At 64.6% G+C, this 19,260-nt stretch carries 20 protein-coding genes and 1 tRNA gene; 11 read left to right on the forward strand and 10 right to left on the reverse strand.

Annotated elements, in window-relative coordinates; all coding sequences use genetic code 11:
• Window positions 1–157: 157 nt before the first annotated feature.
• Together H8A92_RS14035 and H8A92_RS14040 are read left to right on the forward strand one after the other, a co-directional pair.
• On the forward strand, window positions 158–451 hold the full coding sequence (locus tag H8A92_RS14035; protein ID WP_229196369.1) for a hypothetical protein: 294 nt from the start codon (window positions 158–160) through the stop codon (window positions 449–451).
• Between the two features lie 147 nt (window positions 452–598).
• A complete protein-coding gene (locus H8A92_RS14040; protein ID WP_163153389.1) occupies window positions 599–970 on the forward strand; it encodes an SANT/Myb-like DNA-binding domain-containing protein in 372 nt (123 codons plus the stop codon).
• Window positions 971–1,051: 81 nt separating this feature from the next.
• Here the strand turns inward: H8A92_RS14040 and H8A92_RS14045 are convergent, their stop codons facing one another.
• Window positions 1,052–2,197 carry an alkane 1-monooxygenase gene (locus tag H8A92_RS14045; RefSeq protein WP_229196370.1) on the reverse strand — a complete coding sequence of 382 codons (1,146 nt, stop codon included), beginning with the start codon at window positions 2,195–2,197 and terminating at the stop codon, window positions 1,052–1,054.
• 156 nt (window positions 2,198–2,353) lie between these two features.
• Here H8A92_RS14045 and H8A92_RS14050 point away from each other — a divergent pair, with 156 nt between their 5' ends.
• Complete coding sequence (locus tag H8A92_RS14050) at window positions 2,354–3,364, forward strand: helix-turn-helix domain-containing protein (RefSeq protein WP_229196371.1); 1,011 nt, start codon at window positions 2,354–2,356, stop codon at window positions 3,362–3,364.
• A 291-nt stretch (window positions 3,365–3,655) separates the two neighbouring features.
• Here H8A92_RS14050 and H8A92_RS14055 read toward each other — a convergent pair.
• Window positions 3,656–3,732: transfer RNA gene (locus H8A92_RS14055), tRNA-Arg, on the reverse strand.
• A gap of 77 nt (window positions 3,733–3,809) precedes the next feature.
• Window positions 3,810–4,094, reverse strand: a complete 285-nt coding sequence (locus H8A92_RS14060) for a hypothetical protein (protein WP_229196372.1) — start codon at window positions 4,092–4,094, stop codon at window positions 3,810–3,812.
• A 222-nt stretch (window positions 4,095–4,316) separates the two neighbouring features.
• Here H8A92_RS14060 and H8A92_RS14065 point away from each other — a divergent pair, with 222 nt between their 5' ends.
• The gene (locus H8A92_RS14065) at window positions 4,317–4,763 is read left to right on the forward strand and encodes a hypothetical protein (protein ID WP_163153405.1); all 447 of its coding nucleotides are present in this window, start codon (window positions 4,317–4,319) and stop codon (window positions 4,761–4,763) included.
• 27 nt (window positions 4,764–4,790) lie between these two features.
• On the opposite strand, the gene H8A92_RS14070 is transcribed toward H8A92_RS14065, so the two are convergent.
• Complete coding sequence (locus H8A92_RS14070; protein ID WP_229196373.1) at window positions 4,791–7,061, reverse strand: cation:proton antiporter domain-containing protein; 2,271 nt, start codon at window positions 7,059–7,061, stop codon at window positions 4,791–4,793.
• 233 nt (window positions 7,062–7,294) lie between these two features.
• On the opposite strand from H8A92_RS14070, the gene H8A92_RS40810 reads away from it, so the two are divergent.
• Complete coding sequence (locus H8A92_RS40810; protein WP_274613371.1) at window positions 7,295–7,417, forward strand: hypothetical protein; 123 nt, start codon at window positions 7,295–7,297, stop codon at window positions 7,415–7,417.
• 25 nt (window positions 7,418–7,442) lie between these two features.
• Here H8A92_RS40810 and H8A92_RS40815 read toward each other — a convergent pair whose 3' ends face one another.
• Window positions 7,443–7,574: a hypothetical protein gene (locus H8A92_RS40815; protein WP_274613372.1), complete on the reverse strand. Its 132-nt coding sequence runs from the start codon at window positions 7,572–7,574 to the stop codon at window positions 7,443–7,445.
• 330 nt (window positions 7,575–7,904) lie between these two features.
• Here H8A92_RS40815 and H8A92_RS14075 point away from each other — a divergent pair, with 330 nt between their 5' ends.
• Window positions 7,905–8,279, forward strand: coding sequence for a hypothetical protein (locus H8A92_RS14075; protein WP_229196374.1), 375 nt, complete (start codon window positions 7,905–7,907; stop codon window positions 8,277–8,279).
• A 36-nt stretch (window positions 8,280–8,315) separates the two neighbouring features.
• Here H8A92_RS14075 and H8A92_RS14080 read toward each other — a convergent pair whose 3' ends face one another.
• The gene (locus H8A92_RS14080) at window positions 8,316–9,218 is read right to left on the reverse strand and encodes a GNAT family N-acetyltransferase (protein WP_229196375.1); all 903 of its coding nucleotides are present in this window, start codon (window positions 9,216–9,218) and stop codon (window positions 8,316–8,318) included.
• Window positions 9,219–9,247: 29 nt separating this feature from the next.
• Window positions 9,248–10,456 (reverse strand): acyl-CoA dehydrogenase family protein, encoded by a 1,209-nt coding sequence (locus tag H8A92_RS14085; protein ID WP_229196376.1) that lies wholly within the window; start codon window positions 10,454–10,456, stop codon window positions 9,248–9,250.
• Window positions 10,457–10,559: 103 nt separating this feature from the next.
• Here H8A92_RS14085 and H8A92_RS14090 point away from each other — a divergent pair, with 103 nt between their 5' ends.
• The 4 genes from H8A92_RS14090 to H8A92_RS14105 all read left to right on the forward strand — a co-directional run bounded on the left by H8A92_RS14090 (window position 10,560) and on the right by H8A92_RS14105 (window position 14,212).
• A complete protein-coding gene (locus tag H8A92_RS14090) occupies window positions 10,560–12,125 on the forward strand; it encodes a winged helix-turn-helix domain-containing tetratricopeptide repeat protein (protein WP_229196377.1) in 1,566 nt (521 codons plus the stop codon).
• A 211-nt stretch (window positions 12,126–12,336) separates the two neighbouring features.
• Complete coding sequence (locus H8A92_RS14095; protein WP_229196378.1) at window positions 12,337–12,903, forward strand: cytochrome b; 567 nt, start codon at window positions 12,337–12,339, stop codon at window positions 12,901–12,903.
• Complete coding sequence (locus H8A92_RS14100; protein WP_229196379.1) at window positions 12,900–13,067, forward strand: hypothetical protein; 168 nt, start codon at window positions 12,900–12,902, stop codon at window positions 13,065–13,067. The genes H8A92_RS14095 and H8A92_RS14100 overlap by 4 nt, the downstream gene beginning before the upstream one ends.
• A gap of 272 nt (window positions 13,068–13,339) precedes the next feature.
• Window positions 13,340–14,212, forward strand: coding sequence for a DMT family transporter (locus H8A92_RS14105; protein ID WP_229196380.1), 873 nt, complete (start codon window positions 13,340–13,342; stop codon window positions 14,210–14,212).
• On the opposite strand, the gene H8A92_RS14110 is transcribed toward H8A92_RS14105, so the two are convergent.
• Together H8A92_RS14110 and H8A92_RS14115 are read right to left on the reverse strand one after the other, a co-directional pair.
• Complete coding sequence (locus tag H8A92_RS14110) at window positions 14,209–15,672, reverse strand: cryptochrome/photolyase family protein (protein ID WP_229196381.1); 1,464 nt, start codon at window positions 15,670–15,672, stop codon at window positions 14,209–14,211. The genes H8A92_RS14105 and H8A92_RS14110 overlap by 4 nt on opposite strands.
• A 21-nt stretch (window positions 15,673–15,693) precedes the next feature.
• Entirely contained in the window at window positions 15,694–16,353 is a 660-nt protein-coding gene (locus H8A92_RS14115) for a peroxiredoxin (protein ID WP_163159923.1), read from the reverse strand.
• Window positions 16,354–16,741: 388 nt separating this feature from the next.
• Between H8A92_RS14115 and H8A92_RS14120 the strand changes: the two genes are divergently transcribed.
• Complete coding sequence (locus H8A92_RS14120) at window positions 16,742–17,323, forward strand: hypothetical protein (protein WP_163159924.1); 582 nt, start codon at window positions 16,742–16,744, stop codon at window positions 17,321–17,323.
• A 61-nt stretch (window positions 17,324–17,384) separates the two neighbouring features.
• On the opposite strand, the gene H8A92_RS14125 is transcribed toward H8A92_RS14120, so the two are convergent.
• A complete protein-coding gene (locus H8A92_RS14125) occupies window positions 17,385–19,226 on the reverse strand; it encodes an alkaline phosphatase family protein (RefSeq protein WP_229196382.1) in 1,842 nt (613 codons plus the stop codon).
• Window positions 19,227–19,260: the final 34 nt, after the last annotated feature.

The following is a 19,260-nucleotide window of genomic DNA, read 5'->3' on the forward strand; positions in this document are numbered from 1 at the left end:
GCACACGGAACCCGCGCACAGGCGGTCAATGCGTCGCGCGCGCGGAACGTTTCGTTGCCTGATCGGTTCGAGACTTCGAAGCCCCCGGCGAGGGGCGCGGGCGGGGAGGAGCCAGCCAGGGACACGATCAAGGCCGGAACCAACGAAGGAGCAGCGGATGAAACTTAACTCGACGCAAGTCAAACAGACCATGACGCAATTGAACGCGCAGGTGCTTCCGGACGATCACCCGGCGGTGGCGCAACTGAACAGCGTCTTCGGCGAACATACTTTCTTCGTCGACACCAGCGGACTGAAGGTCCTCGAACCTGCGCAGAGCTCCGACATGCCGGGGCAGACAGGCGAGGTGGTGAGCCTCGCCGAGTGGAGCGATCCGGAGCTGACGTCGCTTCGGCCGCACGAGCCCGAGCCGACCGGCGTGCTTATCGCGCTTGAACCCAGCAAGCACTAATTGCCGCTTCGCCCGGCATGACGATCGGCTCGCTTGATGGCGATAGCCCCCATACGTCACGTCAAGAGGTGCCGAAAGTCACATGGCAAATCAGCGCCGCCTGCGTATGCATCGGATTGAGGTGGGTATCCAGGCGGTGAGGGGCAGATGGGGATCGTGCGGCGCTGGAGCCCTGACGAGGACGAGAAGCTCAGAGAACTCGCCAGGGCCGGCAAGAATGCTCTCGAGATCAGCAACGAACTGACCCGCAGCGCCTCGGCTGTGCGCCGTCGCGCCGAGGTCCTGTCGGTCCTGATCATGGCGAAGGCATTTCGCGCGCGCCCGTCGCATGTCGCCACCCATCTGGAAAGGGTCGCGATCGACGCGATCCGGACCCGCCGCTCGTTTCCCGCAGGCGTCGGCCCGAGCACCATTGCCGGAATGATCGAGAAGGGCTGGATCGTCCCGGAGTTGGGGCGCAGATATCGCGTTACCGATGCCGGGGTGGAGGCGGTACGGCGGAAGATCCCGAGCGGCTGACGGCGCTACGTGACGGCTCGTCCGGCTTTGACGGCAATTGACGATCGCCCGGGTTGGCGTGAAGCCGGGCGATCGCAGCGATCACGAAGCCGCTGGCCGATCGCCCAGGTTCAACTTGCTCTTGTCGCCACCCGCCCACGCCAAGGTCTTCGGGTCCATTACCCGGAACCAGAGCGGCGGGATCGCAGCCAACCCGAACATGCCGGTGTAGCCGTTCGGCAGCCGCGGGATATCGTCGAAATCGCGCAGCGACTGATAGGGGCGCATCGGGTTGGCGTGGTGGTCGGAATGACGTTGCAGATGGAACGTCATCAGGTTCGAGACGATGTGGTTGGTGTTCCAGGAGTGCCGCGGCTCGACCGCCTGGTAGCGGCCGTTCGGCAGTTTTTCGCGGAGCAGCCCGTAGTGCTCGACATAATTGGCCTGGGTCAGCGCGTACCAGCCGAGGAAATGATGCGCGACGATGAACGGCGCGACCTTCCAGCCGAACAGCGCAATCAGGATGGCGGCGACGACGAGCGTGAGTGCGAAGCCCTGCAGGATCTCGTTGTTGATCGACCAGACCGGCTCGCCGCGCCGGGTCAGCCGTTCGGCCTCGTTGCGCCAGCCGCGTTTGAACGCGCCCGGCAGTTCGCGCGTGGCGAACGTATAGATCGATTCACCGAACCGCGCGCTGGCGGGGTCTTCGGGTGTCGCGACCCAGGTGTGATGGCCGCGATTGTGCTCGACGCGGAAATGGGCGTAACCGACCGCACAATTGGCGAGCATGCCGAAGAAGATGTTGAGCCTGTCCGCCTTGTGGCCGAGCTCGTGCCCGATCAGCAGCGCGCCGCCGTTGATGGTGCCGACGCCGAGCAGCAGGGCGACATAGGACCACCACGGCAGCTCCTGCGTGCCGAAGAAGGCGATCAGCGCGACGTAGTTGATCCAGGGAAACACCACGGTGATGCGCGCGAGCCGCAGGTAGTACGGGTCGGCCTCCATCGCCGCGACCACTTCCGCCGGCGGATTGTGCGTGTCCTCGCCGAAGAGGACATCGAGCAGCGGGATCAGGATGAAGATGAAAACGAAGGGGATCAGCGTCACCAGCGGATTGTGCGTCTGCAGGAACAGCCAATAGGACAACAGCGGAATCAGCGGCGGGATGAACGAAAGCATCCACAGATAGCGTTTGCCGTCCCGGTAGGTGATCGTCTCGCCCGCAGCATTGGTGCCCGTGAAGATCATCGTATTCCTCCAGCGTCTCCTCGAAGCGGCGTTCGCCGTCATTTGGCCAAGCATGCCGCCAGGGACCGTGCTCCGCCAGTTCCCATCAGGCCAATTTTGTGGCATTTTGCGCCAAGTGGTTCAGCTGGACGCTCGCGCGGGAGGGACACCGACGCAATGCCGGGATCGGAGGCAGATGCGCTTCGCACGCCGGTGTCTGCGGCCTACGCACGGGCGCTGTTGCGCGCATTCGGCAAGACGCGGAGTGAGCGCGACGAACTGCTGATGGGCACCGGAATCCAGCAGGACACCGTCGACCAGCCCGGCGCGCACATGCCGGTGTCGTCGCTGGTGGTGCTGGCCGCCAACATCACCCGTCGACACGGCGAGCTGTGGCCGTTGTCGGCTGCGGCGGTCTGGTCGACATCGCTGCAAGGTGCGCTCGACGTTGCGACCCGGACGGCGCCGACCATCGAAGATGCGTTGAGCACCGGCGCCCGCTTCGGGTCGACCCGCGCGCCGTTCGTTCGCAACCGGCTGCGCCGAACCGCGCGCGCGATCCAGATTGAGATCGCTCCTGCGGTGGCCATGGAAGGCACGCTGTGGCGCGCCGTGGCGCTGGCGGTGAGCCTCAACGTGCACGCGGTGTATGTGCAGTTGCTCGAGGATGCGATCGGCCAGGCGACGCTGCAATTTCCCTGGCCGCCGCCCGCCGGCGCGGAGCGGCTGGCACAGCACTATTCCTGCGCCGTCAAATTCAACGCCGCCGCCTTCATCTTCGAGGTGCCGAAGGCGCTGTGCGCGCGGCCGTCGCCGTTTGCCGATCCGGAATTGCATGCCAAGGCGATCGAGGCGCTGGAGGCGATCGAGAAGCCGCGCTCGGACACCGCGGCGCTGGCGCGCATGCTCGAGAGCCTGATTGCGGCGCGGCTGCCGCAGCGCCTCGGCGAGGAGGAAGCAGCGCGTCTCGTCGGCACCTCGCGGCGGACCCTGGTGAGGCGGCTCGCGGAAGCCGGCAGCGCCTTCCGTCCGCTGCTCGACGGCGTGCTGCGCGAGCGCGCCCGCACCATGCTCGCGGCGGGCAGCCAGTCGCGCGACGAGATGGCGGCCGCGCTCGGCTATACCGATGCAACGAGCTTCAGCCGGGCATGCCGGCGGTGGTTCCGGGAGAGGGACGCGCGGAACTAATTTAGCCGGCTCGGTTAGCGGCTCGCGCGATCCTAAAGGCTCGCGGACGGCACACTGATTGAACTACGCCGATCCTGTCAGTGCGTGTGCAGGGCGTCGTATGCGTGGGCACAAAACACAGCAGCGCTGAGCAGCAGCAGCGCGACAATGGTCGCTTCCATCATGACACTTCCCCATAATTTCTTTGATTGTTTTGGGGAGGATACTGGCCAAATGTTTCCGCCCGGTTTCGTCGGCTGCTGAAAATGGTTTCGTGGCTGCCGCCAAGCTGCCGCGGGGCCGTCGGAACGATGGCGCGCTCGGAGAGATTCGAACTCCCGACCCTCGGAATCGAAATCCGATGCTCTATCCAGCTGAGCTACGAGCGCGTTGCGGGTCGATTATCAGACTTGGCCGACCGGGGCCAGCACAGACGGCGCGGTGTCCTGCCGGGCTTCCGCTGACCTCAGAAGCAGGGGTGCCGGCGGTGGTCCTGGCCGATATAGGCGGCCGCGCTCTGGTAGCATTTGTTGGAGGAGGGGCCGTCGTAATAGGCGAAGCTGCCGGCGGCCGGGCCCGGGCCATAATTGTGCAGGTAGCTGATGTGGTAGGGCAGGCCCCAATGGGCGTGGCGGTGATACCGGTGGTGGCGCGGAGCGGCCGAGAGATCGGCCGCGGCCGCCGGGGAGAGGGCCGGAACGGCCAGGGAAACAGTCACGGCGAGGGCGGCGAAAAGCTTGGTCTTGGTCATTGGCGGCCTCCGGGCATTCGCGCTGGAATCGGCCCGTCCAGCCGATCCAAAGTCCTTTAGCAGTTCATTTAACCCGGAATCGGGCCGATAGCTGCGGGAAATCGGCCACAGCGCGCCAAATTTTGCCTTTTTGAGGATGCTTAACGGATTGCCAACACAGTCCGGCCAGAGTCTTGGGGTCAGGTCCGCCCGGGCCGCCTTTCCCTCGGTTTAGAACATTTCATGCGCATCACGCCCCTTGTCGCCTTGCTGCTCTCGGTTCTGGCGGTCACGCCGGCACGAGCCGTGCTGCACATCACGCGCGACCATGGCGGTTATGTCGAGGAGTACAAGGCCAAGTACAAGCAGATCCGCGACCGCCGCGAGCGCGTCGTAATCGACGGCATCTGCAACTCGGCCTGCACGCTGGTGTTCGGCATCGTGCCGTTGAACAAGATCTGCGTGACGCCGAAGGCCAGCATCGGCTTCCACCAGGCCTATTACGACAAGGCCTTCACCTTCGGCATCAAGGTCACCAGCCTCGAGGGCACCTCCGACCTGATGTCCTACTATCCCGACACGGTGAAGGACTGGATCCGCCGCAATGGCGGGCTCACCACCGAGATGAAGAAGATCAAGAACGGGATCGATCTCTGGAAGATCGTCGATCCCTGTCCGGAAGAGTGGTAGGGCGCACCGCCGCTCGCGTCTTCAGCATCAGGTCCCGGGCCTGACGTCGCCGTCCGACACCAGCAGCACCGATGCCTTCGACTTGCCGAGCACGGCGGTTGCGACGCTGCCGAAATTCAGGCTGTCACCCTGGATGCGGTCGACGCCGATCACGACTAGGTCGGCCCCGCTTGCCGCGATCTCCTGCAGGATCGCCACTTCCGGCGCGGTGTTGGCGCGTAGCCGCGTCACCACATTGATGTCATAGCGTGCCGCGGTCGCCGCGATGTCCTTCAGGATCGCTTCCTCCGGTGCCAGCGACATGCTGGGGTTGGAGCGGCGGGCGCCTTTGTCGCGCGTGGTCGAGACATAGACGACCTGCAGCGGCTCGCTGGCCAGACGCGCCAGCGCGATCGCGACCTCGGCGCCGCGACGCGATACGTTGCTGCCCGACACCGGCACCAGGATCTTGCGTGCATTTGCTGTCGGCTCGCTCGCGTGCACGCCCTTGGCGGCGGCAATCGCCAGCGGGCCGTCAAAGCCGGAGGTCAACTGGTCGATGCGCCGGTCGAAGCCGCCATCCGGGCCCGCGACAGCGCCGATGCCGACCACGAGCAGGTCAAAGCCCTTCTTGGCCTCCTCAGCGATCGCCCCCGCCGCGGTCTCCTCGCGGGCGCGACTGATGACGTCGAGATTGCCGCCGCCCTCGGGATCGGCGCTCGCCTTGGCGCTCTCCTTGGCCGCATCGATGACCGCCGCCTCCGGGCTCGCCTCGTCGGCACGGTTCTTCTCCTGCAGTTTTGCGTTCGCCCCGACATGGAGCACGGTGATCGGCAGGCCGCGTCCTCCGGCGACGAGCCCCGCGAGATGCGCAGCGAATTTCGCGTTGCTGCTTTCGTCGACCGCGAGCAGCAGCCGCTCGAGATTGGCAACGAAGCCGCGCTCCTCATATTCCTCGCGCTCCAGCCGCTCTTTTTCCTCCTTGCCGAGCGGGAGCCGGGCCAGCGCGCTGCGCAGCATCGGCGGCATCGCCATCGTGGTCAGGATCGCCATGGTGACGATCATCGAGAACATGGTCTGGCTCAGCACGCCCATCGACAGGCCGATGGTGGCGATGATGACCTCGGTCGAGCCGCGCGCATTCATGCCGCTCGCCAGCGCATAGGATTCCTGCCGCGTCAGCCCGCCCAGCGCGCCGCCGGCAAAGGCGCCGGCGAACTTGCCGATGCTGGCGATCAGGATCAGCGCGGCGGTGAGTCCCAGTACCGACGGATCCTTCAGTACGGTGAGGTCGGCGCTAAGACCGGCGAGCCCGAAGAACACCGGCATGAACAGGCTGGAGATCAGCCCGCGCAGCCGCTCGTCGATCTGCCTGGTCAGGATCGGGGATTCCCCGACCAGCACGCCGGCGATAAAGGCGCCGAGCACGGTGTGGACGCCGATCAGGTGCGTGATCATCGCCATCGCGCTCATCAGGAGCAGAATCACGGTGATCACCGCAGCCGAAGAGACCAGATTGTCGTTGGCCCAGCGGATCAGCCGGAACACCAGCCGGCGGCCGATCGTGAAGCTGACGGCGAGGAAGGCGAGGGTGCCGAACAGCGCCTGCGCGACCGAGAGGACATCAAGCGTGCCGCGCGAGGCGAGGCTGAAGATGACGGCGATGATGATCCAGCCGATGGCGTCATCGATGATCGCAGAGGCGACGATGATCTGGCCGACATTGTGGCGCATGAAGTTCATCTCGCGCACCACGACAGCGACGATCTTCACCGACGAGATCGACAGCGCGGTGCCGAGGAACAGCGCGGCGATCACCCGCGCTTCCGGATGCGGCAACAGGCTCTGCGGCAAGAATTCGCCGAGCGCAAAGCCGGAGGCGAACGGCACCGCGATGCCCGCGGCCGAGATCGTCATCGCCGCGCGGCCGACCTTGCGTACCAGCTTGAGGTCGGTGTCCATGCCGGTCAGCAGGAGCAGCAGCAGGATGCCGAACTGCGCGATACCGTCGATCAGCGCTTTCTGCTCGCCAGACGGTGGAAAGATCACGTCATGGGCCGACGGCCATAGCCAGCCGAACAGCGACGGGCCAAGCAGCAGGCCGCCGAGCAGCTCGCCGATCACGGAGGGCTGGCCGATCCGCTGCATCAGTTCGCCGAGGCCGCGCCCGACCGCGATCAGGAGCGCGATCTGGACAAGCAGGATGAATTCGGACGGCTTGCTTGCCCCGTGGCCCTCGGCACCGGCGGCCGTGACGGTCGCAAGCAGGATGATGACCGCCCGGATCGTCGGTTGAAGCCGCGCCCAGCGGATCGTCATTGCCTCTCCGATTGCGAAAATTCCAGTGTGGCCCGTCCCGCTTGCCGCATGCGGTCAACGCCGGGGTTCCGAAAGCGATCCACAAGCGGACAGATTTGGAACCGATGGCAGGGGCCGTTCGTTTCGCTCATGAGGCGTTCATCCTCATGATGCGATTGTCTCCATGAGCGAGTCTGATCGCCGGAGCGGCTACGTCATAGCTCCCCCTAGGCTCGCGCGCACGGGAGACTGCGATGGCAACCAGATCCAATCTTTCGAAGGCTGAACTCGCGCGTAGCGTTGCGGGCGCCACGTCGGCGTTGGTGCTGAGCGCGCTCGCCTTGTTCGTCGCCGCACATCATCTGAGCGGCGGGTAGGGCGGACGGTGTGTCCGCCGGCCAGTCATGAAAGCAGGAAGGTCCCGATCAGGAGGCCGGCCGCGAATGCCCAAAGCCCGAGGGTACAGGCCGAGATGACCCGGACCAGATTGCGCAGATCCACGTCCTGCCAGTTGCTGTGGGATCGATAGGTCAATTGCAGGCACCCCCTGCGGCGGCCGCCTTTGCTTCCGGCCGGCAGCCTGTTCCCGATCAGTGCCCAAATGAAGGCAACCAATGGTGGTGCCTGATCACGCATTCGCGAGGCAGCGCCTCAGGCGTCCGGTATTGCGCTCGCCGGATTTGCCCATGGTGCGACCGGGGGCTGAGAGGTTGCGCCGGCATGTTGTACCGGTGCGGCAGCGCTGATAGCGGGCCTTGGCAACTTCGCCGGACGCGCGACGGCGATCTGCCCGTCGGTTGTATGCGACGGGGACGCGGGTTACAGAAGGCTGGCTTGGCAAGGCAACAGCCCGGGGGAGTGTCGTTGAGCATATCTGCCAATACCCGCATCGTGATCGGAACGACGCTCTTTGCGTTGGCGTCGAGTGCATTCCTTTATGCGCTTCCTCCGAGCCCGATCGACAGTGACCTGCTCCGCGGCAGCTTCTACTGGTTGCAGGGATATGCGTACCAAATTCCCGTCAAGTATCTGAACGGCGAGCTCAACGCTGCTCGATTGTATGAAGATGACAAGCTGCTTGGCCCGGCAAATAGCGACCGGGAGGAGATCGCCACCAAAGGCGGCGGCCGATTCCAGCTCTTCCGGGACAGCAAGAGCTTTTTCGGCCCGGTGTTGCTGCTCTCGACGAGCGACAACACCAACCCGAACACGAACGGCCGGAAATATCACCTCAAGTGACGGTCAGCGCCGTGGTCGAACCTAGACCCGCGTCGGTCACATGAAGCCCGGGTTGCGCGGCAGATACTGGGCCCAGTTGCCGAATTCTCGCGACGACATCAGCAGCATCGGACACTTGATCCGCATTCCCAGCGCCATCGCAGTATCAAGCGCCGCCTTGCTCGCACCGGGCAGGAATGCCGATATCCGTGAGGCGCCGCTCTCGGCCGCCAGGTAGAGCGCTGTTCTCAAAGCGGGAGCGACCGCGCGCGGCTCCGTGACTGCGAGCGGCCCGATATGACCACCGGCGTCCACGTAGGCGTAGCCGATCCAGTCGTTTCCATCGAGAAGATTGAACCCGGTCGCGGCGCCGTCATTGATCAGATAGCGATGATGCTTTTCGCGTGAGATGCCAAGGATCCGCTCGTCCGCTTGCGCAAGGCGGCGCAGGGTCGAGGCCTCCGGCCTGAGCGGCGTGACGTCGTAGCGTGGACCGTGCAAACGGCCGATCACCTGCTCGCGCGATGCACTGACATTGTAGATCGGAAATCGTGGAAGCAGGCCGTGACGGATGTAGAGCCCCTGCGACACCGTGTTGAAGCTGAAGGTGATGAGCACCCTGTTGGACGCGCCCGATGTCTCGGCGTGCGCGATGGTCCGCTTGATCAGTTCGTTGCCGATGCTCCGACCCTGCTGATCCGGCGACACGAACAGCTGTGCCAGAAACCACATGTCGCCGCAGGCCCAACTCCAGGCAAAGCCGAGGATCCGCTCGTCCTCCTCCGCCACCCAGAGACCGTGGGGATCGTCCTTCAGCGAAAACAGCTGGAACCTGGGCGGAGACGAGACCGCCATCGGGCCGAAGCCGTGCCGTTCCGTGAGATCGTTGATGCTGGAGACCACAAGCGCGTCGGCGAATTCCAGATCCTGCGCGCGTGCCGGCCGGCAAATCACTGACATGGGCAACTCCGTTGCTCGCCGGACAATCCTCAAAACCTCGCGGTGCCGGGATCGAGCCCAAGCGCCAGCCGGCCGGCGGTGATGTAATTGCTCGGACTCATCGCGATATGCTTTGCCGCGGCGCGTACATCGCCGACCGCACGCTCCAGGGCGCAGGTCTCGAAGATGGCGACGGCGCCCGCGCCGGCAGCCAGCATCTCGGTGACGGACGTCGCAGTCTCCGCCGCGTGCGCGTTGGCGAGCCGGACGTCCGCGCGTGCCTCCACCAGCCGTTGGCCGCCGATGTCGGTCGCGGCCATCAATTCGGTCATGGCGTCGATCAGAAAGGCGCGGGCGGCGCAAAGCATCGCTCTCGTACGCCCGATCGTCGCCTGAACGATCTCGCGATCGCGGAGCGCGGCGCGGTTTCCGGAGTGGCCCTTGGCCAGTTCCGTGAACGAGGTCATGGCGCCCGACGCGATGCCGAGCGGCACCCCGCAGATGCTCCACGCGAACACCGATGACGGCGGCATGCGATAGAGCAATCCGGGCTGGGTCGGTTGCAGCCCGAGAAAGGGATGGGCGTGCGCAGCCGGCACGAAAACATTCTGCGCCTCGAAATCGCAACTGCCGGTGCCGCGCAGTCCGGACACATGCCAGTTGTCGAGGATGGTTACATCCGCACGCCCGGGATAGCAGCAGAGAAGCGGCGAAGCCGGGTCGCCGGGCCTGGTACTGGCCAGCACCATGAAGCGCGTCGCGTGATGTGCGCCGCTGCCGAACGGCCAGCGGCCGGACAGGCGATAGCCGCCTGCGACGGCGGTCGCGGTACCGACCGCACCGGTCGCGCTTGCGACAAATGCACGCGGGTCGGCATACCACTCACGCACGACGGCCTCATCGAGGTAGCCGCCGATCCGGCTCATGCCGGCGCCATTGCCGACCAGCCAGCCGACGGAGCCATCGAGGGCCGAGCAGGCTTCGACGACGCGCATGAACGCGAAGGAGGACAGTTCAGGCCCGCCAAGTGTTTGCGGCAGCCACAGGCGGAACAGGCCGGCATCGGCCAGTGCGGCGAAAATCGTGTCCGGTAACCGTCGTCCGCTGTCGAATTCATTGCGTTGCGCAGCGATGCGCGGAGCCAGCGTCTGGACGACCTCGAGCAGGCGGCAAACGTGGGCCGGCTCACCTGCATTCACTTCCGGATAAGGGCGGGCGATCGGACCGTCCGCTTTTGCCGCATAGCCTGGATCGTGCATCGGGCTCTCCTCGAGATTCTGCACCCCCGCAGGATGATCGTGCGCTTCCCGCAGGTCCTGAATCCGTTCCGAAAAAGTTGCAAAAAATGTAGTCTCCACAGCCATGGCGACGATCCACGAATTCGGTCCCTTCCGCCTCGACGCCGGGGCCGAGATGCTGTTGCGAGAGTCCGAACCGGTCGCGCTCGGCCAGCGCGCGGTCGTGCTGCTCCGGCTGCTTGTCGAGCGGGCCGGATCGCCGGTTTCCAAGGATGCGTTGATGGAGGCGACCTGGCCGGGGCTTGCGGTCGAGGAGAGCAACCTGACGGTCCAGATCGCCGCCTTGCGGCGGGTATTTGCCGGCATCGAGGGAGGCGCGACCTGGATCGAGACGCTGCCGCGTCGCGGCTATCGCTATGTTGGCCCCGCGGTTGCGACCGTATCCGAACCGAGCTCACCCGTATCACCAGCGCCGACGCTGTCCGATAGGCCGTCGCTCGCGGTGCTCCCGCTGTCGAATCTGAGTGGCGATCCCGCGCAGGATTATTTTTCCGACGGGATCACGGGAGACATCATCGCCGAACTGTCGCGGTTCAGGTCACTATTCGTCGTCGCCCGTCACTCCAGCTTCGCCTATAAGGGTAAGACACCCGAGATCAAACAGGTCGGCCGCGAGCTCGGCGTCCGGTACGTGGCCGAAGGAAGTGTGCGCAAGATCGGCAGCCGGGTGCGGGTGGTCATCCAGCTGCTCGATGCTGCGAGCGGCTTCAATCTCTGGGCCGAGCGCTACGACCGCGAGATCGACGACATCTTCGTCCTGCAGGACGAGATTGTCCGGGCGATCGTTGCGGCCCTGCCGGGCAGGCTGGAGGATGCCGGTCGCGAGATCGCCAGACGCAAGCCGACCTCGAGCATTACCGCCTATGACCTGGTCCTGCTCGGAAACGAGCGATGGCGCCAGCTGACCGTGAAGGCGATGGCGCAGGCCAGGGACTATTTTCGAAACGCCGTTGCGCTAGACCCGCACTATGCTCGCGCCCGCGCCAACATCGCCTGGACCATCGTCTGTGACGTGTTTCTCGAATCTCCCACCACCGCTACCCTGGGCGAGGCGCGGCGCGAGATCGAGTACGCGCTGGATATTGAGGACGGCGACGCCTGGTCCCATGGCGTCATGGCTCAGCTGCTGTTCCTGCTGAAAGATGACGCCAAGGCCGAAATCCACTTCAGCCGCGCGCTCGCGCTCAATCCAAACGATGCCGATGTCGCCGCCGTCTTCGCCAATATCCTGGTCTACTGGGGACGATGGCGCGAGGCGCTGATGTGGATCGGGACGGCCAAGCGGCTCAATCCGTTTCCGCCCAACCTGTACCATTGGTATCATGCGCTAGCGCTCTATTCGGGACGCGAGTACGAGCAGGCGGTCAAGGCGGTGTTGGAGGCGCGGTCGTTCGACAGGTGGTCGCACGGCCTCCTTGCAGCCTGCTATGCGCAGATGGGACGCCTCGGCGAGGCGCAGGCCGAGGCCGACATGTTCGTCAGCCAACGATGTCGCGAATTGACTGCGAACGGCGAAGCCGTACCCGCGAAGACGCTCCAACTCGCTCGCGCCCGTGCCGAAAGATATCGCGATCCCACCGACCGCGACCATTTCCTCGACGGATTGCGCAAGGCCGGTCTCACCGGTTGACGGCTCATAGCCGCCGCCTGCTGCTCGACGTCCCGAGTTGGCTCCGGGCGGATTCACGCCGTGCGTATCACACCGATTTCCTTCGAGAGCTGGATAAGCGTCGGTCGGTAAGGCGGGGAGGGAACAGGTTTTAACCCGCAGCGCTGGTTTGATCCGCGTCAAGTTCGAGGGCCCCGAACGGCCTAGGCTTACTCTTGAGAGGAGAGCCATGATGCCAGCGCATGACGAATACGGTCCGGTGGCCAAGAGCCTGCACTGGGTAACCGTGCTCTTGGTGGTCCTCGCCTGGACCTTGGGTGTTCTTAACGACGATGCGACCCAGCCGCTGGGCCTGCTAACCCATATCTGGGTCGGACTGAGCATTCTGGTGCTGGCAGTGGCGCGAATTCCGTGGCGAGTTGCCAATCCACCGCCAAAGATCGTTCCTACCGAGTTTGGCAGGTGGTTGATCGAGTGGACTGACCCGGTGTCCCGCGTGATGCACTACGTGCTCTACGGTTTGCTGCTGGCCGTACCGGTCTTCGGCATTGTGTTGCAGTTTGCAAAGGGCCATCCGCTACCGCTGTTTGGGTTCGGCGAAATAGCTTCACCTTGGCACGCTGACAAGGTGCTCGCTCACAACATCAAGGAAATTCACGAGGTCCTGGCCAATCTCCTGGTGATCCTCGCAACAATCCACATGACTGCTGCGCTTGTGCATCACCTGGTGTTTGGCGACGACACCCTGAAGCGAATGCTGCCGGGCGTTGGCAAGCGGACGGAGCGCGGAGCGCAATGAGTATCATCCTTCGCATCTTCTTCGTCATTGCGGGAGCGATCGTCGCCTTATTCGTCGCGCGTGACAGCCTGCACTTCGACTTGATCCAGACGTGGGTGTCTATTGTGCTCGTGATCATCGTGGCAGGCATCGCAAGCTTCTGGGCACGACGACGCAAGGCGTGAGCGCGTAGGCTTCACGAACCGGGCTGAGCCAGGCCGAGGCCTCGGGGCCCACGGGTGCGATCGGCACCGGCTCTCCTTGCGCCCTCTGCATGAAGGGCGGAACGAGCAAAGCTCGGACAAACCTGTCGCGAGATCGCGGAGTCATGTCGGAGATTTCTTGAGTTTGAAGCGCGCCGCGAATTCATTGTCGTCCGGCCTGGGACGAACGCCCGCCAACCCCGCCAAAATTCACGATTGCCGACTGCCTCATCTTCGGGCAATGACGACCTGCAATGAACAAGAGCTTCGAGGAAACTGCCGCTCGTCTGGCGCCGGCGATCTTTGTCGTGCTGTGGAGCACGGGCTTCATCGGCACCAAATACGTCATCAACAATGCGGAGCCGCTGACCTATCTGGCGATCCGGATGGCGTTCGTCGTGGTGGTGATGGCGGTGATCGTCGCGGTCGCGCGACCGAAATGGCCGGACCGGACCGGCGTCTTCCACAGCGCGGTGGCCGGCATCCTGGTGCACGGCTTCTATCTCGGCGGAACCGCAATTGCGATCGCACATTCGATTCCGGCCGGGCTCTCGGCGTTGATCCCGGGCCTGCAGCCGATCCTGACCTCGACCCTTGCCAACCGCTGGCTCGGTGAGCGCGTCACGCCGCTGCAATGGGGCGGGCTCGTGCTCGGGCTCGCCGGCGTCGTGCTGATCCTGCACAACCGGCCGATGACCGGCGAGGCGGGGTGGGGTTGGCTTGCCTCCGGCGTCTCGCTGATCTCGATCACGCTCGGCACGCTCTATCAGCGCCGCTACTGCAATGCGATCGACTGGCGCGCCGGCAATCTGGTGCAGTACATCGCGGTGACGATCTTCTTCGGCATCGGCGCCTGGCTGTTCGAGACCAACGTCGTGCATTGGACCCGCGAGTTCGTGCTGGCGATCGCCTGGTTGGTGTTCGCGCTGTCGATCGGCTCGATCGGGCTGCTGTATTGGCTGATCCGCCACCATGCCGCGACCTCGGTCGCGAGCCTGTTTTACCTGGTGCCGGCAGTGACCGCGCTGATGGCCTACATCCTGTTCGGCGAGCGGCTGGATTACGTCGCGATGGCCGGCATGGCGGCTTGCGCCGCCGCGGTGCTGGTGGTCAACCGCCGCGCTTAATTGCTGCGACGAATCTTGGCGTAGGCCGCAAGCGCGCGTTCGCGGCCTTGCTTGTGATCGACGATCGGCTGCGGATAGGTCTTGCCGAGTTCGACGCCGGCGCTGGCGAGCTCGATCGGCGTCGCGGTCCAGGGCTGATGGATCAGGTCGTTGGGGAGCTGCGCGAGTTGAGGCACCCAGCGCCGGACATAGCCCCCGTCGGGATCGAACTTCTCGCCCTGGAGGATCGGATTGAACACGCGGAAATAGGGCGCGGCATCGGCGCCGGAGCCCGCGACCCACTGCCAGTTCGCCGGATTGGAGCCGGCATCGGCATCGACCAGCGTGTCCCAGAACCATTGCTCGCCGGCGCGCCAGTCGATCAGCAGATGCTTCACCAGAAACGAGGCGGCGACCATCCGCACCCGGTTGTGCATCACGCCGGTGTGCCAGAGCTCGCGCATGCCGGCATCGACGATCGGATAGCCGGTAAGGCCGCGCTGCCAGGCCTTCAATGCGCGTGCGTCGTGTTTCCACGGAAAGGCGTCGAAATGCTCCTGCAAGTTCCGTTCGGCGAGATCAGGCACGTCGAACAGCAGGTGGCGGCAAAACTCGCGCCAGCCGAGCTCGCTCAGAAACTTGTCGATGTCGCCGGCAAGGCGCGGGTGCGCGGCGGCCGCGAAGCGGGCGGCGTGCCAGAGCTGGCGCGGGCTGATCTCGCCGAAGCGCAGATGCGGCGACAGGTGCGAGGTGCCGTCGCGGTCGGGGCGGTCGCGGTCGTCGGTGTAGGCGTAGACACCATCGCCGAGGAACGCCTTCAGCCGCGCCTGCGCTGCGGCTTCGCCAGGCGTCCAGGTCTCGCGCAGGCCGCCGGCCCAATCCGGCCGGATCGGCTCGAGCCGCCAATCGTCGAGCGCCTCGCTCGCGATAGCGCGGATCGGTGTCAGCTTCTTCGGCGCCGGCAACGGCTTCGGCGGATCGCCGAGGCCCTGCACGCGCCGCCAGAATGGCGTGAAGACGCGGAGGCCCCGGTTGTCCTTGTTGCGGATCGCCTTGGGTTCGACCAGCAGGTCGCCGGGGAAAATTTCCGAGTCCACGCCGTCACTTGCGAGCGCGGATTCAACGTCTCCAGAAATTGCCTGATGCGGCGCCTGCGCGATGTCGTTCCAGAACACGGCGCCTGCATTGGTTTCGCGCGCCACCGCCGCGATCACGGACGCGGCTGGTCCGGTGCGCAGCACTAGCCTTCCACCAATCGCTTCAAAGCTATTGCTGAGCGCGCGCAGTGACTGTGCCAACCACCAGCGCGTCGCGCCCCCAAGGGGGCGCGCGGCTGGAGATTTCAGGGCACGGCTTTGTTCGTCGCGGACATAGAGGCCAACCACGGGCGCGCCACGGCTGGCTGCTTCGTGCAGGGCCGGGTGATCCGACAGCCGGAGATCGTCGCGGAACCAGACGATAACAGGCTGTGCGTTTGCCACCCGGACGCTGCGTTTCGGCCGTTACTTCGGCTGCGGCACGATGCGGATATAGGGCTTCGGCTCTTTCCAGCCCTGCGGATAGATCGTCTTGGCCTCATCGTTGTTGACCGAGCCCGCGATGATCACGTCCTCGCCCTGCTTCCAGTCGGCGGGGGTGGCGACGCGATGCTTGGCGGTGAGTTGCAGCGAGTCGATCACGCGCAGGATCTCCTGGAAGTTCCGGCCGGTGGTCATCGGGTAGACCAGCACGAGCTTGATCTTCTTGTCGGGGCCGATGATGAAGACGTTACGGACGGTCTGGTTGTCGGCCGGCGTACGGGTGAGGGGATCGCCCGAGGTCGATGCCGGCAGCATGTCGTAGAGCTTCGACACGTTGTAGTCGGTGTCGCCGATCATCGGATAGTTCGGTGCGGCGCCCTGGGTCTCCTTGATGTCCTCGGACCATTTGGCGTGTCGGTCGACCGGGTCGACCGACAGGCCCATCAGCTTGACGCCGCGCTGGTCGAATTCAGGCTTCAGGCGGGCGAGCGTGCCGAGCTCGGTGGTGCAGACCGGGGTGAAGTCCTTGGGATGGGAGAACAAGAGCGCCCAGCTGCTGCCGATCCAATCGTGGAACTTGATCTTCCCTTCGGTGGTCTCGGCTTCGAAGTCGGGGGCGACTGCGCCAATCTGAAGTGCCATGATCTTACCTCATCTCATTGATGCTGCATCTAAATTTGTATTTGAGGTGGTCTGTTCCAGTATAGGACGCGAAAAGGCTTAAGTGAACGGCTTCTGAAAAAAGGTGAAACATTTCTCCTTGAGGCTGGAATTCCAAGCAACTTGTTTTGATCCAACCCCCTGCGACGAAATATCAGCTGCGGCACAAAAGCTTGGAAATGCCCAGATAAAGCCGCTTATCGCCGTCATGACGCCCGCCCCGGCTGCTATAGGACTGAACCGTGACAGCTTCTAAAGCGACCAAATAGCAACCATCTAAAAATCTCGGAACCCAAGTTCCGAATCATTAACCACTCGTTTACGCCCGCATGGAAAAGCTGGCCTGAGATAGGAATTGAAAGCTCCCACAATGTCTACCCCAAGTACCAAGACCGCTGAGGCTCTCAGCGGTGCGTTGCATCCATCCTGCCGCAAGACCGCCGCCCATGCGCTGACCATCGTGCGCGACGGCGTCATCACCGGCGAAGGCCCGACCACCAAGGGCCGTATCCATTTCTCCCGGTCACTCGATGCCGACGACGCTGCCTGGTGCGCGCGCATCCTGACGGCGGCCGCGGTCGAGCATCAGCCGGTCAGTCGGGCCGAGATCGAGGCGCTGTTCGCGATCAACGAGGCTGCTGCCGAGCGCAGCGATGGCGGCCGGTTCGACGATCTGCTCGCCAAGGCGATCGCCCATCATGCCGCGTCCGAGTCCGGCCTGCCGGTGCCGCCGCGCACGGTGGCGCTGTCGGCGGACACCGAGATCGATCGCTGGGCACCGACGCAGGGAACCAAGATCGACACCAAGGTTCTGGAGTGGATCGCGGGCCGGATGCGCGGTCAGCGCCGCACCGGGCGTGCGCTGGCGGCGATGGTGGCGACGCTGGTCGGCGCGGCCGCGTTGCCGCTCGCGACCCAGCTGCCGAACGTGTTCGACATCGGGATGATGTGACCATTCGGGACGATGCCTGCGTCGTCCCGAACGAAACGGCTTCGAGCGAGAGCGGCGGGGATCACTTCCCCGCCGTTTTCTGTTTGCCGTCGGTCTCCTCGAGCCCGAGCGTCCGCCCCGGGAATCCGGCAACGTCGAAATAGCGGGTCGAGAGCACGCGCTGGAATTTCAGCACGGTGCGCAGGCCATTGGCCGACGGCTTCTTCGACATGATGGTGCCCTCGGCCATCTTCGGCACGATGCCGTTCGGCAGCGCCTCCGACATCACCCGGCCGATCAACCCGCCATTGTTCGGCGCGCGCAGCCCGAGCAGCTGGGCCGCAGTCATGCCGACATCGGCGTTGCTGACCGGCAGCGGATCGACATAGCCGCTCTTGAAGTCGGGGCCGATCGCCGCGGTGAAGTTGTAGGTGTCGCCGCGGCTGAAGCTGCCATGCATGCCTTGGCCCTGGCGCAGCACGGTGTCGGCGACCTGCACCGAGCAGTTGGTCGGGATAGCGCAGCCGCTCGACCAGGAGCGGAAGTTGACCACGATCGACGGGTTCGGCGTCACCGCCTTGCCCTTCAGATTGAGGTTCGACATCGGCAGCGTGCCGGGGAAGTTGCCGAGCTTGTCGTCGACAAAGAGGCCGCTGACATAGTCCTGCTCGAGCAGCGCCTTGATGACGCGGTCGGCGAGCTTCTTGTCGCGGTTCGGCAGATAGATCAGATCCGAGCCGCCATTGGTCGCGATCACGACGTCAGGCTTGGTGGGGTCCTGGCCGAGCACGCCGTTGCCGGCCTTCGGGTGGGCGTTGTCGGCGACCTTGGCGTTCTTGTCATTCGGATCGAACAGCGGCAGGTTCAGCGCCTTGGCCAGATCGATCGCCAGGAAGCCCATCGGCAGGAAATCCTTCGGCGTGTCGTCGTAGGCGATCTTGGCTGAGGGGCTGGTCTTGCTCTCCTTCGAGATCGTCGAGAAGCCGTGGTCGGAGGAGATCATGATGTTGGTGTTGGCGGACAGCCCGAGCTCGTCGAGCGCCTTGCGGAGCTGGGCGAGGTTGTTGTCGGCATTCTTGATGCCGGCCAGCGAGGTCGGGCCGTTGATGCCGGGCGTGATGGTGTTGAGGCTGTCGCCGGTATTGTGCTGGCTGCCGTCCGGATCGCGCGACCAGAACACCAGCACGAACGGCTTGTTGCGCGCCTTGAACATCGGCAGCACCACCTTCGTCGCGACGTCAGCCATGTAGGCCTGCTGCGCGACGTTGGCGACAATGGTGCCGGGCGTCTTGGCGTCGCCGGCCTTGGCATTCTCGCCGCGGCTCGGGGTGGCGAGCGGCAAGCCGGCCTTGTTCAGCGCGTCTTTCATCTCGTCGGAGAGCGGCACGCCAGTCTTGCCGCCGGTGGAATCGTCGATCACGATCGTGTTCTTGCCGCGATCGGTGTGGTCGAACAGCAGGGTCGGGCCGACCTTGCCGATGGCGGCGGTGCTGAAACCCTGGCCGCGGGCCATCTTCAGCAGCGTTTCCTCGTTGAGGTAATCGCCGTTGAAATGATCGTCGATATCGGCGAGCACGGCGTCGTTCTCGATGAACGGCACCACGGTGTCGCCGGCCGGCGCCGAGGTGTAGCCGGTATAGATGGTGTTGGAGAAGGTGCCGGTGTCGCCGAGATAATGGCCGGTCGACAGCGCCGAGCTGTTGGCCATCGTGAAGGTCGGGAACAACGAATGCGAATTCTTGAAGTGGACGCCCTTGTCGCGGACGTCGGCCATCGCAGGCGCGGTCTCCGGCGTCACGATTCCGCCGCGCAGGCCGTCGGGGACGAACAGGATGAGGTTACGGGGTTTTGCATTTTGTGCGGAGGCGGCGCCGGCTGAAAGCGCGATCATGCTCGCGGACAACAATGTGATGGCACGACGCATTTTGCTATTCCCCTGATGAAGCCCCGCGGCAGCC

This window comes from Bradyrhizobium acaciae (genome assembly GCF_020889785.1).
Taxonomy (GTDB): domain Bacteria; phylum Pseudomonadota; class Alphaproteobacteria; order Rhizobiales; family Xanthobacteraceae; genus Bradyrhizobium; species Bradyrhizobium acaciae.

Excerpts from the sequence above, each read along its gene's own strand:
- H8A92_RS14105 (WP_229196380.1), top strand. The coding sequence starts at position 13,340 with ATGAACAAGAGCTTCGAGGAAACTGCCGCTCGTCTGGCGCCGGCGATC.
- H8A92_RS14095 (WP_229196378.1), top strand. The coding sequence starts at position 12,337 with ATGCCAGCGCATGACGAATACGGTCCGGTGGCCAAGAGCCTGCACTGG.
- H8A92_RS14035 (WP_229196369.1), top strand. The coding sequence starts at position 158 with ATGAAACTTAACTCGACGCAAGTCAAACAGACCATGACGCAATTGAAC.
- H8A92_RS14040 (WP_163153389.1), top strand. The coding sequence starts at position 599 with ATGGGGATCGTGCGGCGCTGGAGCCCTGACGAGGACGAGAAGCTCAGA.
- H8A92_RS40810 (WP_274613371.1), top strand. The coding sequence starts at position 7,295 with ATGGCAACCAGATCCAATCTTTCGAAGGCTGAACTCGCGCGTAGCGTT.
- H8A92_RS14065 (WP_163153405.1), top strand. The coding sequence starts at position 4,317 with ATGCGCATCACGCCCCTTGTCGCCTTGCTGCTCTCGGTTCTGGCGGTC.
- H8A92_RS14120 (WP_163159924.1), top strand. The coding sequence starts at position 16,742 with ATGTCTACCCCAAGTACCAAGACCGCTGAGGCTCTCAGCGGTGCGTTG.
- H8A92_RS14100 (WP_229196379.1), top strand. The coding sequence starts at position 12,900 with ATGAGTATCATCCTTCGCATCTTCTTCGTCATTGCGGGAGCGATCGTC.
- H8A92_RS14090 (WP_229196377.1), top strand. The coding sequence starts at position 10,560 with ATGGCGACGATCCACGAATTCGGTCCCTTCCGCCTCGACGCCGGGGCC.
- H8A92_RS14125 (WP_229196382.1), bottom strand. The coding sequence starts at position 19,226 with ATGCGTCGTGCCATCACATTGTTGTCCGCGAGCATGATCGCGCTTTCA.
- H8A92_RS14060 (WP_229196372.1), bottom strand. The coding sequence starts at position 4,094 with ATGACCAAGACCAAGCTTTTCGCCGCCCTCGCCGTGACTGTTTCCCTG.
- H8A92_RS14050 (WP_229196371.1), top strand. The coding sequence starts at position 2,354 with ATGCCGGGATCGGAGGCAGATGCGCTTCGCACGCCGGTGTCTGCGGCC.
- H8A92_RS14085 (WP_229196376.1), bottom strand. The coding sequence starts at position 10,456 with ATGCACGATCCAGGCTATGCGGCAAAAGCGGACGGTCCGATCGCCCGC.
- H8A92_RS14080 (WP_229196375.1), bottom strand. The coding sequence starts at position 9,218 with ATGTCAGTGATTTGCCGGCCGGCACGCGCGCAGGATCTGGAATTCGCC.
- H8A92_RS14115 (WP_163159923.1), bottom strand. The coding sequence starts at position 16,353 with ATGGCACTTCAGATTGGCGCAGTCGCCCCCGACTTCGAAGCCGAGACC.
- H8A92_RS14070 (WP_229196373.1), bottom strand. The coding sequence starts at position 7,061 with ATGACGATCCGCTGGGCGCGGCTTCAACCGACGATCCGGGCGGTCATC.
- H8A92_RS14045 (WP_229196370.1), bottom strand. The coding sequence starts at position 2,197 with ATGATCTTCACGGGCACCAATGCTGCGGGCGAGACGATCACCTACCGG.